We start from the raw sequence: 16,027 nt of genomic DNA, 5'->3' as shown, positions 1-16,027 counted from the left end.
CGCGGCGCGGGCTCACTCCAGCAGCCCCGCCGCGTGCTCGGCAATCGCCTGCGGGCAGATCGCGCAGAAGCGTTTCACGCTGAGCCCGATCTGCCGCGCGGTGACGCCGCCGCCGAGCAGCAGGTGGTAGGAAAACCGCAGCTTGCCGCGTTCGTCGATCGCGGCGCGTACCAGCGTGTACTCGCGGTTGATCCGGTTCGCACAGTCGAGCCGGGCGAGATGCGGTACGTCATCCATGAAGCTGTATTGCGCCGCGAGCGTAATGCGGTCGTGTTCCGGTTCGGGCAGCAGCACGTGGCAGGCGATGCCCTCGCGGACCAGCACATCGCCGTCCCCATCGATCTCCACCTCCATCAGCGCCGCATCGAGAATCTCGCGAAGCACTTCGCGCGTGACTGCGTCCGGTGCGAGAAATCCGTTGTTCATGGTTCTTCCTCTCCATGTGCTGCAGGTCACGTTGCCTGCATGCAATTGGACGTCGTCCGTTGCCCAGCGTCAGGGATAGCGAAAAGGCGGGTGGAAAAAGCGGTGTTGCGGGTCTATAACCGACTCGCGGGCCGTGAAATCCTGTGCAGCCTTGCCCGCAGTCCCGAAGACCAAGAACAAGCAGCCTCTAAGATAGGAGATCAGCCATGTCCGCGCTACGTATGCGCATTGCCGCGTTGGGGATTCTTGCGCTTGCAGGAACCGCTCACGCTCAGGAAGCCTACAACCCGTCCTGGTATGCGGTTCCCAGCGTCACGACGATTGATGCCGACAAGGATTGGATGGCCGACGACTACAAAGTCGGAGGTGGTCTCGCAATTGGCGGGCCGCTTTCACAGTCGTTTGATTTGCAGCTCGGCGGATATGGCAATCGGGCGAGTAATCCGAACAGTTACCGGCAGAACCTGTTCGGTGGCGACTTGCTATGGCTTTTTTCCCGTGGCGGTTTTCGGCCGTTCCTTCTAGCGGGTGGCGGGGTTGAGCGCGATAAATTGAGCACCCTTACGGGGAGCGCTAGCAAGAATGCGGGTTACGTTAATGGCGGAGCGGGCTTCCAATGGTTCTGGGGCCAGCAGATTTTCCTGCAGGCGGATGCGCGCTACATCTACGGTTTCACCAGCAAGGACACCTGGGGCGAGGACTTGGGTTCGAGCGGCAACGTGATGTATCGCGTTGGCCTCGGCTGGGTCTTCAGCCCGCCGCCCAAGCCCGCTGAACCGGTTGCCGTGGCGCGTGCCGAGGCACCGAAGCCCACTGCACCGGCGCCGGTTGCACCGAAGCCGTCGGCCGAGAAGGTGACGCTGGCGGCGGATGCCCTGTTCGACTTCGACAAGGCGGTGCTGCGCGACGATGGCAAAGCGAAGCTGGCCGAGTTCGCCACGCAGGCCAAGTCGCTCTCCACGCTGGAAGTGATTACCGCGGTGGGCTATACCGATCGCCTCGGCAAGGACGCGTACAACCAGACGCTGTCCGAGCAACGCGCTGCAGCGGTGAAGAACTTCCTCGTCGAGCAGGGTATCGATCCGAACCGTGTAGCGACCGAAGGCAAGGGCAAGGCGAACCCGATCGCGCCGTGTACCGGCCTGGGTGCGGAGAACAACCGCAACAAGCTGCTGGTCGAGTGTCTGCAGACCAACCGCCGCGTCGAGGTGGAAGTCATCGGTACGCGCATGCCGCAGTAAGCGCCGCGCAAGCAAAAAAAGCCCCGCCGAAGTCTGGCGGGGCTTTTCATTTGCAGGCGATGGTTTCAGGGGCCGAAGCGGCGCAGCCCTTCGAGATTCTTGATCGTCAGGCCGCCGTATTCAACATGCAGCAACCCGGCTTGTTCCAGCACCTTCAAGGCCTGGTTCACCCGCTGGCGCGACACGCCGGCGAGGTAGCCGATCTCCTCCTGCGAAATCTGCAACTGCGCGCCGATGCCGGGGTACAGCACGGTGTTGAACAGCCCGGCGAGGCAGCGTGCCACACGGGCATCCGGATCAAGCAGACGGTCGTTCTCGACGGTCGCGATGAACTGACCCAGGCGTTCGTTGAGTTGCTGAAGCAGGAAGCGGTTGAACGGGATGCTGGTGTCGAGCAGCCACATGAAGGTGGCCTTGGGCATCAGCGCGATGTGTGAATCGCGCAACGCGATCACGTCGTACTTGCGCAGTTCGTTCTTCAGGATCGAGCCTTCGCCGAACCAGCCGCCGCGTGGCACGCCGGTGAAGGTGGTCGAACGGCCGTCCGCCGAGAAGGTGTTGATCTTCACCAGGCCGTCGACGATGCCGAGCCAGTGTTCGACCGGGTCCCCCTTGCGCACCACCGTCGCCCCGGCGGCGAAGAAACGCACCTGCACTTCGCGCTCGACGCGCATGCGCTGGATGTCGGTCAGGTCGATCGTCCAGAGACTGTCGCGCAACAGGTCTGCAAGCGTGCTCATTTTGATTGTCCGTATGGTGACAGCACGCTGTAAGCGCGCTTGGCTATGGTGCAAGCGCCCCGGCAACGGCGCACGTGCGGCAGTGCACGATTGAGCCGAAAGGCGGGACACAGTACAAAGCGTTGTGCGCAGGGGGGACGCAGGGCCGCGGGGGAGTCGGCCAGGCGTCAGCGCACGACACCGGAACGCGCAGGCAAAGCATCTGCGCGCGAACGAAGGAGGATTCTGGCACAAGTCGCGGCCTCGCGATTCCTGCCAGGAGGCGCGCTGCGCCGACAAGACGAGGAGGGTGGGGAATGCCGGAATCCGGCTTGTCGCGCCAAGCACCCGAGCCTGCGCCGGATACTTTTCCGCGCCTGCTTGCCGAACACGCCCGTATCCGCGGCGAGCGGCCAGCGGTGAGGGAGAAGGAATTCGGCATCTGGCAGACCTACACCTGGGCCGATGCCGCCGAGCAAGTGCGCGCGATCGCTTGCGGCCTGGCCGAGCTTGGCTTCAAGCGTGGCGATCGGCTCGCGATCATCGGTGACAACCGGCCGCGGCTCTACTGGTCGATCTGTGCGGCGCAGGCGCTGGGCGGCATTCCGGTGCCGATGTACCAGGACGCCGTGGCGCAGGAGATGGCCTTCGTGATGGCCGACGCCGAGATCCGCTTCGCGATCGCGGAGGACCAGGAACAGGTCGACAAGCTGCTCGATGTGCGCAGCACCGTGCCCGCCTTGGCGCACATCCTGTACGACGATGCGCGCGGCATGCGGCACTACGCGCAGGCCGGCCTGCTGTCGCTCGATGCCCTGCAGGCCAGGGGGCGCGAGCGCGCGGCGCGGGAACCCGGCTTCTACGATGCGGAAGTCGCCCAGGGCAGCACCGCTGACGTGGCGATCATGCTCTACACCTCCGGCACCACCGGCACGCCGAAGGGCGTGATGCTGTCGCACGCCAACCTGCTGGTGACCGCGAAGAACGCAGCGGATTTCGACGGTCTCACCGAGCGGGACGAAATCCTCTCCTACCTGCCGATGGCCTGGGTGGGCGACAACATCTTCTCGTGCGCGCAGGCCTATGTCACCGGCTTCTGCATCAACTGCCCGGAATCATCCGAAACCGTGATGACCGATCTGCGCGAGATCGGGCCGACCTACTACTTTGCGCCGCCGCGGGTGTTCGAGAACCTGCTGACCAGCGTGATGATCCGCATGGAGGACGCCGGCGCGATCAAGCGCAGGCTATTCCATCACTTCATGGCGGTGGCCAAGCGCGTCGGTCCAAAGATCCTGGGTGGCGAGACGGTGAGCCGACTCGATCGTCTTCACTACGGGCTGGGTCAGTTGCTGGTGTATGGCCCCTTGCGCAATGTGCTGGGCTTCTCGCGCGTGCGTGTGGGCTACACGGCAGGTGAAGCGATCGGGCCGGAGATCTTCAGCTTCTATCGCTCACTGGGCATCAACCTCAAACAGCTCTACGGCCAGACCGAAGGCTGCGTGTTCATCTGCATGCAGCCGCACAACGAGGTGTTTGCCGATACTGTGGGGCCGCCCGCGCCGGGGGTCGAGATCCGCATTGCCGACAGCGGCGAGGTGCTCTACCGCGGCCCCGGCGTGTTCCAGGCCTACTTCAAGAACCCGGAATCGACTGCCAGCACCAAGACGGCCGATGGCTGGGTGCACACCGGCGACGCGGGCTACTTCGATGCGCGCGGCCACCTGAAGATCATCGACCGTGCCAAGGATGTCGGCCGCCTGACCGACGGCAACCTGTTCGCGCCGAAGTACATCGAGAACAAGCTCAAGTTCTTCCCCAACATCAAGGAAGCCGTGGCCTTCGGCGACGGGCGTGGGCAGGTGTGCGCCTTCATCAACATCGACATCAGCGCGGTTGGCAATTGGGCCGAGCGCCGCAACCTCGCCTATGCCGGTTACACCGATCTTGCCGGTCGGCCCGAGGTGTATGCGTTGATCCGCGACTGCGTCGAACAGGTGAACGCGGACCTCGCGACGGACGAGAAGATGGCTGCCTGCCAGATCCATCGCTTCCTGATCCTGCATAAGGAACTGGATGCCGACGACGGCGAGCTGACGCGCACGCGCAAGGTGCGCCGCCGCTTCATCGAGGAAAAGTACGGCACGCTGATTGAGGCGCTCTACGATGAAGCGAAGACCAGTTGCTACATCGAAACGCAGGTGAAGTACGAGGACGGCCGCAGCGGTCTCATTGCTGCGGACCTGCGCATCGAATCGGCGCGGGTTTTCCCGGCGGTCGCCACCCAGCGGGCCGCATGACGATGAAGCTCAACGAATTCCAGCAGTCGGTGGGAGATGCCGTGGCGGATACCGCAGGGCGCAAGATCGGCGATGTGATCCTGAGCCTCGAACACATCTCGCTCGCCTTCGGCGGTGTGAAGGCGCTTACCGATATCAGCTTCGATGTTCGCGAAGGCGAGATCCGCGCCATCATCGGCCCCAACGGTGCGGGCAAGAGCTCGATGCTCAACGTCATCAACGGCGTGTATCACCCGCAGCAAGGGCGCATCGTCTTTCATGGCGCGGAACGCCGCGCGATGGAGCCGCACAAGGCGGCACGCCAGGGCATCGCACGCACCTTCCAGAACATTGCGTTGTTCAAGGGCATGAGCGTGCTGGACAACCTGATGACCGGCCGCGTGACGAAGATGCGCCGTGGGCTGCTCACGCACCTGCTCGGTTTTGGTCCTGGCCGGCGCGAGGAACTCGCCCACCGGCAGAAGGTGGAGGAGGTAATTGACTTCCTCGAGATCCAGCACATCCGCAAGACGCCGGTAGGGCGCCTGCCTTACGGGCTGCAGAAGCGTGTTGAACTGGGCCGCGCGCTGGCGGCCGAGCCCAGCCTGCTGCTGCTCGACGAACCGATGGCCGGCATGAACGTCGAGGAGAAGGAGGACATGTGCCGCTTCATCCTCGATGTGAACGACCAGATGGGCACGACGATCGTGCTGATCGAGCACGACATGGGCGTGGTGATGGACATCTCCGATCGCGTCGTCGTGCTCGACTACGGCAAGAAAATCGGCGACGGCGTACCGGACGAGGTGAAAGCGAATCCGGACGTGATCAAGGCCTACCTTGGCGCCGGGCACTGACAGGGGCAACGCATGCAATTCTTCTTTGAAGCGCTGATCGGTGGTTTGCTGTCGGGCGTCATGTACTCGCTCGTCGCGCTGGGCTTCGTGCTGATCTACAAAGCTTCCGGCGTATTCAATTTCGCGCAGGGTGCGATGGTCTTCTTCGCGGCCTTGTCTGTGGTCGGTTTCGCCGGCAAGGGCGTGCCGCTGCCACTCGCGATCGTGCTGGCCTTCGGTGCGATGGTGGTGCTGGGGCTGGCGACCGAGCGCTTCGTGCTGCGCAAGTTGGTGGGTCAGCCGCCGATCTCGCTTTTCATGGCCACGATCGGGCTGACCTTCTTCATCGAAGGGCTCGCACCAATGCTGTGGGGCGACGCGGTGCAGGCGATCGACCTGGGCATTCAGGATGAGCCAATCCCTTGGTTGCTGGAGCGCTTCGATATCGTCGTCAGCCGATTCGATCTGGTGGCGTCCGGCATCGCGGCGGCGCTGGTCGTGGTGCTGGCGATCTTCTTCCAGAAAACCCGCATCGGCCGCGCGCTGCGCGCGGTGGCGGACGACCACCAGGCCGCGCTGTCGATCGGGATTCCGCTCGAACGCATCTGGGCCATTGTGTGGGCGGTGGCGGGCTTTGTGGCACTGGTGGCGGGTCTGCTGTGGGGCTCGCGCAATGGCGTGCAGTTCGCGCTCACCTTCACTGCGCTGAAGGCGCTGCCGGTGCTGGTGCTGGGCGGGTTCGATTCGGTTGCCGGTGCGATCGTCGGCGGGCTGATCATCGGCGCGTCGGAGAAGCTCGCCGAGATCTACCTGCCGCCGCTGATGCAGGCCGGATTTGGCGGCAACTTCGGCGGTATCGAGGGCTGGTTCCCGTATGTGCTGGCGCTGCTGTTCCTGCTGGTGCGGCCAGAAGGCTTGTTTGGTGAGAAACACATTGATCGCGTTTGAGTGGCGGCGTCGAAAAGCCTCGCCGCGGATTTCGCGGATGCACGCGGATCTTCAAAGAAATTATCCGCGTGCATCCGCGTTGATCCGCGTGATCCGCGGCCCGCTTTTGACCTGCGCAGGAGCCATGCATGCTTTACCGTGAAGCCGGTCAGTTCAAAGCCTCGTTCGCCGAGGACATGCAGATCTTCCCGATCCGGCAAGATCGCATCGCGATCGGCCTGCTGCTGGCCTTCGCCTTTCTCGGCGTGCCGCTGTTCGCGAGCGAATACTGGTTCTCGGCGATCCTGATTCCTTTCCTGATCTTCGCGCTGGCGGCGATCGGGCTCAACATCCTCACCGGCTACTGCGGCCAGCTCTCGCTGGGGACGGCTGCCTTCATGGCGGTCGGGGCTTACGCGGCCTACAACTTCCAGTTGCGCGTGGAAGGCATTCCGATCCTCGTCTCCTTCGTGCTGGCGGGGCTTACCGCGGCAGCGGTGGGCGTGCTGTTCGGCCTGCCGAGCCTGCGCATCAAGGGCTTCTACCTCGCGGTGGCGACACTCGCCGCGCAGTTCTTCATCGTCTGGGTGCTGACGAAGTTCCCGTGGCTGTCGAACAACTCGTCGTCGGGCGTGATCTCGGCGCAGAAGATCCAGATACTCGGTTTCGGCTTCGATACGCCGGTCTCCAAGTATCTGCTGGTGCTGGGCATCGTTGTCGTGATGGCGCTGGCGGCGAAGAACCTCGCGCGCAGCGGCACCGGGCGCGCATGGATGGCGGTCCGCGACATGGATGTCGCCGCGCAGGTCATCGGCATCCCGCTGATGCAGACGAAGCTCACGGCTTTCGCGGTCAGCTCGTTCTACTGCGGCGTGGCCGGTGCGCTGTACGCGTTCTGCTACCTCGGCTCGGTGGAGCCGGACGGCTTCAATCTCGATCTTTCGTTCCGCATCCTGTTCATGGTGATCATCGGCGGTGTCGGTACCGTGCTCGGTTCTTTCCTGGGGGCGGCCTTCATCCTGCTGCTGCCGATCTTCCTCGACAACACCTTGCTGCCGACGGCGCATGCGCTGGGGCTGCCGTTTTCCAACGCCACCGTGTCGCACATCCAGTTCATGCTGTTCGGCGCGCTGATCATGTTCTTCCTGATCGTCGAGCCGCATGGCCTGGCGAGGCTATGGCAGATCACAAAAGAGAAGCTAAGGCTTTGGCCGTTTCCGCATTGATCGGGGGATCAATGCGGGACTGGGCAACACAACGAGAAACACCCGGAGGAGACATCGCATGAAACGCATCGCACTCGCCGTCGCAGCCGTCGCGACCCTGACTGTCGGCAGTATCGGCACCGCCCACGCGCAGGCCAAGGAGCAGTTTTTCCCGATCCTGTCGTACCGCGTCGGGCCCTATGGCGCGAACGGGCAATCGCTGTTCGGCGGCATGATCGACTACCTGCAGTACGTGAACATGAAGGGCGGTGTGAACGGGGTCATGATGACCTGGGAGGAGTGCGAAACCGAGTACAACAACGCCAAGGGCGTCGAGTGCTACGAGCGCCTCAAGGGTAAGGCGGGCGCGAACTCGGCGCCGGTGTTCCCGCTCTCCACTGGCATCTCCTACGCGCTGGTCGACAAATCCGCGGCCGACAAGATTCCGCTCGCGATGGTCGGTTATGGCCGCACCGATGCGGTCGACGGCTCGGTGTTCCCCTACGCCTTCACGATGGTCGGCACCTACCAGATGCAGGCCACGGCGATCGTCAAGTACCTGAAGGACCAGAACAAGGGCAGCCTGGCCGGCAAGAAGATCGCCTACATGTATCACGACTCTGCCTACGGCAAGGAGCCGATCGTGGCGCTGGAAGCCGAGGCGCGGGTGAATAAGTTCGAGCTGGTGCAGATCCCGGTCGCACACCCCGGCAACGAGCAGGGTGCGCAGTGGCTGAAGGTGCGGCAGGAACGGCCGGATTACGTGATCTTCTGGGGCTGGGGCGTGATGAACCAGACAGCCTTGAAGGCCGCGCAGAAGGTCGGCTTTCCGCGCGACAAGATCATCGGATCGTGGTGGGCCGGCTCGGAAGAGGACACCGTACCCGCCGGCGAAGCCGCCAAGGGCTACATGAGCGCTACCTGGAACGTCGCGGGCAAGGATGTGCCGCTGGTCGCCGATATCGAGAAGGTGGTGTACGGCGCTGGCAAGGGCAACCTCAGCGACAAGGCCAAGCTCGGTTCGGTGCTGTACAACCGCGGCGTGTCCTACGGCATCCTCGCCGTTGAGGCGATCCGGAAGGCGCAGGAGAAGTACGGCAAGGGCAAGACCATGAGCGGCGAGCAGATCGCCTGGGCGATGGAGAACCTCGATCTGAACGACGCGAAGCTCAAGGCGCTGGGCGCCACCGGCCTGCTGCCGCCGATCAAGACTTCGTGTGACGACCATGAGGGCTCCGGCAAGATCAAGCTGCAGCAGTGGGACGGCACGAAGTGGGTCGTGAAGACGGACTGGATCGACGGCAACCGCCAGCTGGTGCACCCGCTGTTCAAGGCCAGCGCCGCGCAGTTCGCCAAGGACAAGGGCATCACGCCGCGCGACTGCAAGAAGGCGATGTAAGTGCAATGCCGGCGGGCGGCGGCAGCGCCGCCCGCCATCACCGTCCGCTCACGGGAAAGCCGCATGTCCAACGCCAAGCCCGCCGCCGCACCAGCCGCCGAACGCTACCTGTCGGTGAACAACATCGAGGTCATCTACGACCATGTGATCCTCGTGCTCAAGGGCGTATCGCTCGAAGTGCCCAAGGGTGGCATCGTCGCGCTGCTGGGCGCCAACGGCGCCGGCAAGAGCACCACGCTCAAAGCCATTTCCAACCTGCTCGGCGCAGAGCGGGGGGATGTCACCAAGGGCAGCATCGAATTCGCCGGCACCCGCGTCGATCGCCTGACGCCGGCCGAGCTGGTGCGCCGCGGCGTGATCCAGGTGATGGAAGGTCGCCACTGCTTCGGCCACCTGACGATCGAGGAAAACCTGCTGACCGGCGCCTTCACGCGCAATGGTTCGCGCAAGCAACTCGCCGACAAACTCGAAAAGGTCTACACCTATTTCCCGCGGCTCAAGCAGCGGCGCGGCTCACAGGCCGGCTACACGTCGGGCGGCGAGCAGCAGATGTGCGCGATCGGCCGTGCGCTGATGGCCGAGCCCGAGATGATCCTGCTCGACGAACCCTCGATGGGCCTCGCACCCCAGATCGTCGAAGAGATCTTCGAGATCGTGCGCGACCTCAACCAGAAGGAAGGCGTGAGCTTCCTGCTCGCTGAGCAGAACACGATGGTCGCGCTGCGCTACGCGCACTTCGGCTACATCCTCGAATCCGGCCGCGTTGTGATGGAAGGCGACGCCGAGACGCTACGCAACAACGAGGATGTGAAGGAGTTCTACCTCGGCCTATCGAGCACCGGCCGCAAGAGCTTCCGCGACGTCAAACACTACCGCCGCAGGAAGCGCTGGCTGTAGGTGTCGGTGGGGCCCGCCCGCAGGTAATCGTCGCACGCTACGCGCGTACCCCAGGCGGTGCCGCCAGATCAAGCCTGCGCGCTGGCGTGATCGACAGGTGCCCCCTATCATCGGGCTGAATTCGGGCGACTGCGTCCGGCGGCTCGGGTGGCAGGGAGGCGATTTCGATGACCGGTGGCGGCTTGGGGGAAGCCTCGGTGACGAGTGACGATCTGGGTTCGGTCCTCGTCGTCGATGACTTCAACGCGATGCGCAAGGTCATGGTCAATCAGTTGCGCCAGCTTGGGGTGCAAACGATCCTTGAGGCATCCAATGGCGAGGACGCGTGGCAGATCATCCAGCGCGAATCGCCGTCGCTCGTGCTGAGTGACTGGCACATGCCGGTGATGGACGGTTACGAGCTGCTGCTGCGGGTACGTGCAGCGGCCGATACGCGCAATCTGCCGTTCATCATCGTCACGGCCGAGGGTGAGCGTCGGCGCATCATGCAGGCGATTGCTGCCGGCGTAACGGATCTGATCGTCAAGCCGTATACCGCCGCGCGTCTGGCCGCACGCGTGCGGCGCGCGGTCGGTGGCTCGCCGGGTGCGGCCGAGCATGAATCGAACGGATACGCGGGCGAAGACACCACGGAAGCGCGCGCGGACGCTTTGGCCGCCGCCGAAAAACGCGCCACGCTGCTGGTGGTCGACGACGCGGAAGACAATCTGGCGCTGCTGGCCGGCCTCTTCCGCGACACCTTCCAGGTAAAAATCGCCAACAGTGGCGAACGCGCGCTGCATATCTGCCAGTCCGACACGCCGCCCGACATCGTGTTGCTCGACATCATGATGCCGGGCATGGACGGTTTCGAGGTGGCTGAAGCGATCCGCAGTCATCCCTCTTCCGAACATATCCCGATCATCTTCGTCACCGCGCTCGGCGACGATGCGACACGCCTGCGCGCCCTGGGGCTCGGTGCGATCGACTTCGTCACCAAACCGATCGACCCGCTCACCCTGCAGCTGCGGGTGAAGAACTTCCTCCGCTACATCGAGCTGCACCGCGGGTTGCAGCAGGACTACGACACGATGCTGCAGGCCGCGCGGCTGCGCGAAGACGTCGACTACATCACCCGTCACGACATCAAGGGGCCGCTTTCCGGCGTCGCGCTGCTCGCGCAGGGCTTGCTGGACGACTCGAGCTTGCCTGACGGCGTCCGTGCGCAACTGGGTTTGATCGAAGCCTCCGCGCTTGCCGCGATGGACCTGATCAACCTGTCCGCCGAGGTGTACAAGATCGAGACCGGGCGCTTTACTTTGCAGGCGCGCGAGATCTATCCGGCCAAGCTCCTGCAGCGCCTGATCGACGTGCTGTCGAATACCTTCTCCGCGAAAGCCTTGTCGCTCGGCTTGAAGCTGCCAGAAGGGGTGTCGGCGGCGCAGCTGCGGGCGTCGGGCGACCCGGCGCTGCTGTACTCCGCGTTGCAGAACTTGCTGAAGAACGCCTGCGAAGCCGCACCAGCGGGCGGGCAGGTGGTGGTTGAAATCGAAGCCGGCCCACCGCTGCGGATTTCGATTCGCAACGATGGTGTGGTGCCCGCCGATATCCGTCAGCGTTTCTTCGAGAAGTTCGTCACCGCCGGCAAACGCGACGGCACTGGTTTGGGCACCTACTCGGCGCGCCTGCTGATCGAGGCCCAGCATGGGCAAATCCGCATGAGTACCAGCGATGCAGAGCAGGCAACCACGATCACGATTGAACTGCCGGGTGCGGTGTAACGGGGGCGCACCTGCCAGCGCTGCGCCTGTCGGGCCGGTAACGCGTTTCCAGCGCGCCGTCGCCTCAAGTTGTCGCCTCGCGGGCCGTTGAAGCCGGCATCTCCCGCAAGGCTTCATTTCATGCGTCGGCTGCTTCATGCAACGGGTCGGTCGGACTTCGCCAGGGTCGCGCACCAGCGGCCCCTGCCGGCCCTGATGCGTTTGAGTGCAGCGTGCTTAACGCTGTGCAGCCTGACGCTGGCGGCGCCGGCGAGCCTTGCCGGCGGCGAGCCCGCATGGTCGCTCAACGGCTTTGCCAACCTCGGCGTGGCGCGATCTAGTTTTGATGATGCGCGCTACCGCTATGTGCCCACCGCCGACGCCGAAATCGGCACTGCCCCGTCGCCTCGTATCGACAGCCTCGCCGGCGTGCAGTTGCGCTACGAGCACAGCGACACGCTGCACTTCACCGCCCAGTTGCTCGCACGCGAAGCCCCGGTGGAGGGCGCGCCGCTGATCGTGAATTGGGCTTACCTCGGCTGGCAGGCGAGCGATCGAACAGAGATCAAGCTCGGCCGCATCATGTTGCCCTTCTTCATGTTCTCGGATACGCGGCATGTGCGCTACGCACAGCCCTGGGTTAGGCCGCCCGCCGAGGTGTACAGCCTGGTTGCGAACAACGAGAACCACGATGGCGCCTACCTGCGCAACCTGATGCCAGTGGGCGCTTGGACCTGCGTTACCGAACTCTTCGTCGGCATGAGCGATGACCGCAACCGCAACACTTCGCTGTCGAACACCGCCTATGGCGTCGCGCTGAGTGCCTACGATGCGCACTGGACCGTGCGGTTGATGTGGCTGGATGGCACGACGAAAATCGATTCGCCGCTGCTGGGCTCGGTGTTGAGCATGCTGCAGCAGCGCGCGCCGGATGTGGCGGCCGACTATGCCTACGAGAAGCTTGAACACACGGGCTATCACACCTTTGGCGTGCGCTATGAGGATGACCAGTGGCTGCTGTTGGGCGAAGTCGCGGGCACGCGCACCGGCGGTAGCCGCATGCTTGGCGACGACGTCGGTGCCTACCTCACCGTGGGGCGCCGCTTCGGTGCTTGGCAACCCTACCTTGGCTACGCCTGGCGCCGCAGCAACGACCTTGATCCCGACGCCCGCATCACCGACCCGGTGGCGGCGCGCGTAACCGCGCAGTTGCTCGCTGCGCAAAACTACTCGCAGGACACCGCGACGCTCGGCCTGCGCTGGGATCTCGCGCTGAATTTCGCGCTCAAGGCGCAATTCGACCGCGTCACGCCGCGCGACGGCGCCCGTGGCAGCTTTACGCAGGCGCTACCGGCCGGCCGGCGTTACAGCGATGTCCTCAGCGTCGCCGCCAATCTGATCTTCTGACTATGTCGCGATCAGCACGCCACGCCCTCCTCTGTTTGTTCATGCTCTGTTTGCCGGGGGCGGCGTTTGCGGTTGAGTCGGGTGAGGTGGTTGTCGTGGCCGGGCACGCGAACGCCTTCTCTGGTTTGAGCCGAGAGGAGGTGACGCGTCTGTACCTCGGCGAGCGTCTTGAGGGCAGCAAGGCTTCGCTACGGGCTCTTGAACTCGACGTGCCGCCGTGGGCGCGCGAGGCCTTCTATGCGCGCCTGCTCGGCCGCTCTCCGGTTCAGATGCGCGCTTTGTGGGCCCGTCTGGTGTTCAGTGGCAAGGGCCGACCGCCACGAATCGTTGGCGATGTGGACGCGGCGTTGCGCGAACTTGACCACGATCCGAACACGGTCGTGTTCATGCCAGCCGAGAGCGCCGCGATGGCGCGGCTCAAACCCCTCTTTGCACTCTGACCCGCGGCGTCCGTATCCGCCGTGTCAGCAAGCGTTGCCAAACGTGTCGGCCGCGCCGCGACGCTCGGCAACGCGGCATGGCTTGCTGCAGCGCGCGCCGTGCTTGGGACACTGGCACGTCCTGCCCCCATGCCCCTCACGCCCGCTTACATCCTGTCGCTCACGGGTCACAGGTGCTTGCTGCCTAGACTCTGCGCACGGCATGTGCCGTGTTCTGGAGTCACATCGTGATGACCCGATATCGCAACTGGCCGCAAAGCGGATTCCTCGTGGCGGCGATTGTCGCGGCTGCGCCGGCGTTTGCGGCACGCGAGGCTTCACAAGCATCTGCGCAGTCCTCCGCGGCTGTCTCATCGGCGATTGCTGCCGTTGCGGGTGGCACCGCCGAAGCGTTGTCGGCTGGCGGTGAGTTGTCGGTGACTGCGGTTGAGCACGGCAGCGAAGCGACCGTGCTGGTGCTCAGGCAGGTCGGCAGTGGCCTCGAGGTGTCGGTCAAGCTGGCCGGGCAGGCGGCGGGCGGGATGTCGGTGGCGGTCGGCACCACGGTACAGGTGCTCACCGAAGCCGCCGGCTATGTGCTGACCTCGGCGGGCAAGGCGATTGCCTTCGTGCCCAATGAGGTCGGCAACACCTTGCTGCATCACACGCGCCTGACCGAGGCCGCGAAATGAGCCCGCTGCGCGCGTTTCTGTTGCTTGCAGCACTGCTTGTAGGCTCGCTGGCGCACGCCGGCCAGCCCTGCACCGAGCCGCCGCTCGATCCCGACAGCCTGCGCAAGGCCTTTGGCCTGGCACTCAAGACTCGCGAGGCGCTCGACCAGAGCGGCGCCGAGGTGGTGATGCTGGCACGCGTCGGGCAGGATCTGTCCAAGTGGGGCTTGCGCTACACACACCTGGGTTACGTCTGGCGCGATTCGCCCGACGGCCGCTGGACGGTGCTGCACGAGCTCAACGAGTGTGGCGGTGCGAGCTCGGCGCTTTACGCCGAAGGCCTGGCGAACTTCTACGCGGACGACCTGTTCCGCTGGGAGGGGTTGATCCTGATTCCTCCGCCGGCGATGCAGCAGCGCCTCGCGGCCGCCTTCCGCAGCGGCGCATTCATGACCATGCATGACGCACGCTACAACATGCTCGCCTACCCGTTCGACGTGCGCTATCAGAACTCCAACCAGTGGGCGATCGAAGTGCTGGCCGACGCCGAAGGCGGCCCCTTCACCGGGCGGCCCGAGGCGCAGCGCTGGTTGCGGCAGGCCGGCTATCAGCCAACGACGTTGAAGATCGACGCCGCCACCCGCCTCGGCGCCCGCATCTTCCGCGCCAACGTGGCGTTCGACGACCAGCCCTTCGACCGCCGCATGGCGGGGCAGATCGATACGGTAACGGTGGAATCGGTGTATGCCTGGCTCGCACGCTACACACCGGTAGCGCGGCGCACGCTGGTAAGGCTGTAGCGTAAGCGGGCAGGGCGGCCGCGGCGATCCGCTAGAATCGGTCGGATGACTCACGCTTCAAAACCGCTGCCCCCTCGCCGTCTCTCCGTCGCGCCGATGCTCGACTGGACCGACCGGCACTGCCGCTACTTCCACCGCCTGCTGGCGCCGCACGCCTGGCTGTACACCGAGATGGTGACCACCGGCGCCTTGCAGTACGGCGATGTCGAGCGCCATCTTCGCTTTCATGGCGAGGAGCACCCGGTCGCACTGCAGCTGGGCGGCTCCGACCCGGCGGCGCTGGCGCATGCTGCAAAGCTGGGCGAGCAGTGGGGCTATGACGAGATCAACCTCAACTGTGGTTGCCCCTCGGAGCGGGTGCAGAACGGGGCCTTCGGTGCCTGCCTGATGGCAGAACCCGCGCTGGTTCGCGACGGTTGCCGCGCGATGCGCGACGCGGTGGCGATCCCGGTTACGGTGAAGCACCGCATCGGCATCGACCGCATCGAGGACTACGCCTTCGTGCGCGACTTCGTCGGCACCGTGGCCGAGGCCGGCGTCACGACCTTCATCGTGCACGCCCGCAACGCCTGGCTGAAGGGTCTGTCGCCGAAGGAAAATCGCGAGATCCCGCCGCTGCGTTACGAGTTCGCGCATCGACTGAAGCAGGAGTTCCCGCAGTTCGAGATCCTGGTAAACGGCGGGCTCGCCAGCACCGAGCAGATCGAAGTCCAGCTCAAGCATGTCGACGGCGTGATGATCGGTCGCGAGGCCTACCAGAACCCGTGGGCGCTGACTGAGTGGGAGCGCGCGCTGTTTACGCCGGGATGGGCGCCCTCGCGGGAACATGTCATCGCCGCGCTGGTCAGCTACTGCGAGCGCGAGAAGGCGCAGGGCACCGCCGTCCGCGCGATCGTGCGGCATGTGCTGGGTCTTGCGAATGGATTGCCCGGTGCGCGGGGCTTCCGCCGGCTGCTGTCCGATCCGCAGCGGTTGCGCGCCGACGATCCGCAGTTGCTGTGGGAAGCCTGGGCTTGTGTCAGCGCCGGATCGGCGGATACGGCCACTGACTGACGAGACGAT

15 protein-coding genes are annotated in these 16,027 nt (G+C 64.7%); 13 read left to right on the top strand and 2 right to left on the bottom strand.

What is annotated here, in order from left to right; all coding sequences use genetic code 11:
* Positions 1-12: 12 nt before the first annotated feature.
* Entirely contained in the window at positions 13-426 is a 414-nt protein-coding gene (locus ACE3P0_RS08480; RefSeq protein ID WP_374401805.1) for a YbjN domain-containing protein, read from the bottom strand.
* 206 nt (positions 427-632) lie between these two features.
* Between ACE3P0_RS08480 and ACE3P0_RS08475 the strand changes: the two genes are divergently transcribed.
* Positions 633-1,667: an OmpA family protein gene (locus ACE3P0_RS08475; RefSeq protein ID WP_374401803.1), complete on the top strand. Its 1,035-nt coding sequence runs from the start codon at positions 633-635 to the stop codon at positions 1,665-1,667.
* Between the two features lie 65 nt (positions 1,668-1,732).
* Here ACE3P0_RS08475 and ACE3P0_RS08470 read toward each other — a convergent pair whose 3' ends face one another.
* Positions 1,733-2,407, bottom strand: a complete 675-nt coding sequence (locus ACE3P0_RS08470; protein WP_374401800.1) for a Crp/Fnr family transcriptional regulator — start codon at positions 2,405-2,407, stop codon at positions 1,733-1,735.
* A 296-nt stretch (positions 2,408-2,703) separates the two neighbouring features.
* Between ACE3P0_RS08470 and ACE3P0_RS08465 the strand changes: the two genes are divergently transcribed.
* The 12 genes from ACE3P0_RS08465 to dusA all read left to right on the top strand — a co-directional run bounded on the left by ACE3P0_RS08465 (position 2,704) and on the right by dusA (position 16,018).
* Positions 2,704-4,686 carry an AMP-binding protein gene (locus ACE3P0_RS08465; RefSeq protein ID WP_374401798.1) on the top strand — a complete coding sequence of 661 codons (1,983 nt, stop codon included), beginning with the start codon at positions 2,704-2,706 and terminating at the stop codon, positions 4,684-4,686.
* Between the two features lie 2 nt (positions 4,687-4,688).
* Positions 4,689-5,522 carry an ABC transporter ATP-binding protein gene (locus ACE3P0_RS08460; protein WP_374401918.1) on the top strand — a complete coding sequence of 278 codons (834 nt, stop codon included), beginning with the start codon at positions 4,689-4,691 and terminating at the stop codon, positions 5,520-5,522.
* Positions 5,523-5,534: 12 nt separating this feature from the next.
* A complete protein-coding gene (locus ACE3P0_RS08455) occupies positions 5,535-6,449 on the top strand; it encodes a branched-chain amino acid ABC transporter permease (protein WP_374401796.1) in 915 nt (304 codons plus the stop codon).
* Positions 6,450-6,577: 128 nt separating this feature from the next.
* On the top strand, positions 6,578-7,654 hold the full coding sequence (locus ACE3P0_RS08450; protein WP_374401794.1) for a branched-chain amino acid ABC transporter permease: 1,077 nt from the start codon (positions 6,578-6,580) through the stop codon (positions 7,652-7,654).
* Positions 7,655-7,712: 58 nt separating this feature from the next.
* Positions 7,713-9,032, top strand: a complete 1,320-nt coding sequence (locus tag ACE3P0_RS08445; protein WP_374401792.1) for an ABC transporter substrate-binding protein — start codon at positions 7,713-7,715, stop codon at positions 9,030-9,032.
* A gap of 63 nt (positions 9,033-9,095) precedes the next feature.
* Positions 9,096-9,929 (top strand): ABC transporter ATP-binding protein, encoded by an 834-nt coding sequence (locus ACE3P0_RS08440; RefSeq protein WP_374401790.1) that lies wholly within the window; start codon positions 9,096-9,098, stop codon positions 9,927-9,929.
* Between the two features lie 167 nt (positions 9,930-10,096).
* Positions 10,097-11,689, top strand: coding sequence for a response regulator (locus ACE3P0_RS08435; protein WP_374401788.1), 1,593 nt, complete (start codon positions 10,097-10,099; stop codon positions 11,687-11,689).
* Between the two features lie 120 nt (positions 11,690-11,809).
* Positions 11,810-13,075 carry a hypothetical protein gene (locus ACE3P0_RS08430; protein WP_374401786.1) on the top strand — a complete coding sequence of 422 codons (1,266 nt, stop codon included), beginning with the start codon at positions 11,810-11,812 and terminating at the stop codon, positions 13,073-13,075.
* 140 nt (positions 13,076-13,215) lie between these two features.
* Positions 13,216-13,515, top strand: coding sequence for a hypothetical protein (locus tag ACE3P0_RS08425; protein ID WP_374401784.1), 300 nt, complete (start codon positions 13,216-13,218; stop codon positions 13,513-13,515).
* 227 nt (positions 13,516-13,742) lie between these two features.
* A complete protein-coding gene (locus ACE3P0_RS08420; RefSeq protein WP_374401782.1) occupies positions 13,743-14,186 on the top strand; it encodes a hypothetical protein in 444 nt (147 codons plus the stop codon).
* Complete coding sequence (locus ACE3P0_RS08415) at positions 14,183-14,965, top strand: DUF2145 domain-containing protein (protein WP_374401780.1); 783 nt, start codon at positions 14,183-14,185, stop codon at positions 14,963-14,965. The genes ACE3P0_RS08420 and ACE3P0_RS08415 overlap by 4 nt, the downstream gene beginning before the upstream one ends.
* 45 nt (positions 14,966-15,010) lie before the next feature.
* Positions 15,011-16,018, top strand: a complete 1,008-nt coding sequence (dusA, locus tag ACE3P0_RS08410) for a tRNA dihydrouridine(20/20a) synthase DusA (RefSeq protein ID WP_374401778.1) — start codon at positions 15,011-15,013, stop codon at positions 16,016-16,018.
* Positions 16,019-16,027: the final 9 nt, after the last annotated feature.

Source organism: Niveibacterium sp., from assembly GCF_041909475.1.
GTDB lineage: Bacteria > Pseudomonadota > Gammaproteobacteria > Burkholderiales > Rhodocyclaceae > Niveibacterium.
The sequence above is the reverse complement of the archived record's forward strand: the minus strand, read 5'-3'. Positions and strand labels throughout refer to the sequence as shown.

Coding starts and splice junctions, on each gene's coding strand:
- ACE3P0_RS08480 (WP_374401805.1), bottom strand. CDS start 426: ATGAACAACGGATTTCTCGCACCGGACGCAGTCACGCGCGAAGTGCTT.
- ACE3P0_RS08475 (WP_374401803.1), top strand. CDS start 633: ATGTCCGCGCTACGTATGCGCATTGCCGCGTTGGGGATTCTTGCGCTT.
- ACE3P0_RS08470 (WP_374401800.1), bottom strand. CDS start 2,407: ATGAGCACGCTTGCAGACCTGTTGCGCGACAGTCTCTGGACGATCGAC.
- ACE3P0_RS08465 (WP_374401798.1), top strand. CDS start 2,704: ATGCCGGAATCCGGCTTGTCGCGCCAAGCACCCGAGCCTGCGCCGGAT.
- ACE3P0_RS08460 (WP_374401918.1), top strand. CDS start 4,689: ATGAAGCTCAACGAATTCCAGCAGTCGGTGGGAGATGCCGTGGCGGAT.
- ACE3P0_RS08455 (WP_374401796.1), top strand. CDS start 5,535: ATGCAATTCTTCTTTGAAGCGCTGATCGGTGGTTTGCTGTCGGGCGTC.
- ACE3P0_RS08450 (WP_374401794.1), top strand. CDS start 6,578: ATGCTTTACCGTGAAGCCGGTCAGTTCAAAGCCTCGTTCGCCGAGGAC.
- ACE3P0_RS08445 (WP_374401792.1), top strand. CDS start 7,713: ATGAAACGCATCGCACTCGCCGTCGCAGCCGTCGCGACCCTGACTGTC.
- ACE3P0_RS08440 (WP_374401790.1), top strand. CDS start 9,096: ATGTCCAACGCCAAGCCCGCCGCCGCACCAGCCGCCGAACGCTACCTG.
- ACE3P0_RS08435 (WP_374401788.1), top strand. CDS start 10,097: ATGACCGGTGGCGGCTTGGGGGAAGCCTCGGTGACGAGTGACGATCTG.
- ACE3P0_RS08430 (WP_374401786.1), top strand. CDS start 11,810: ATGCGTCGGCTGCTTCATGCAACGGGTCGGTCGGACTTCGCCAGGGTC.
- ACE3P0_RS08415 (WP_374401780.1), top strand. CDS start 14,183: ATGAGCCCGCTGCGCGCGTTTCTGTTGCTTGCAGCACTGCTTGTAGGC.
- dusA (WP_374401778.1), top strand. CDS start 15,011: ATGACTCACGCTTCAAAACCGCTGCCCCCTCGCCGTCTCTCCGTCGCG.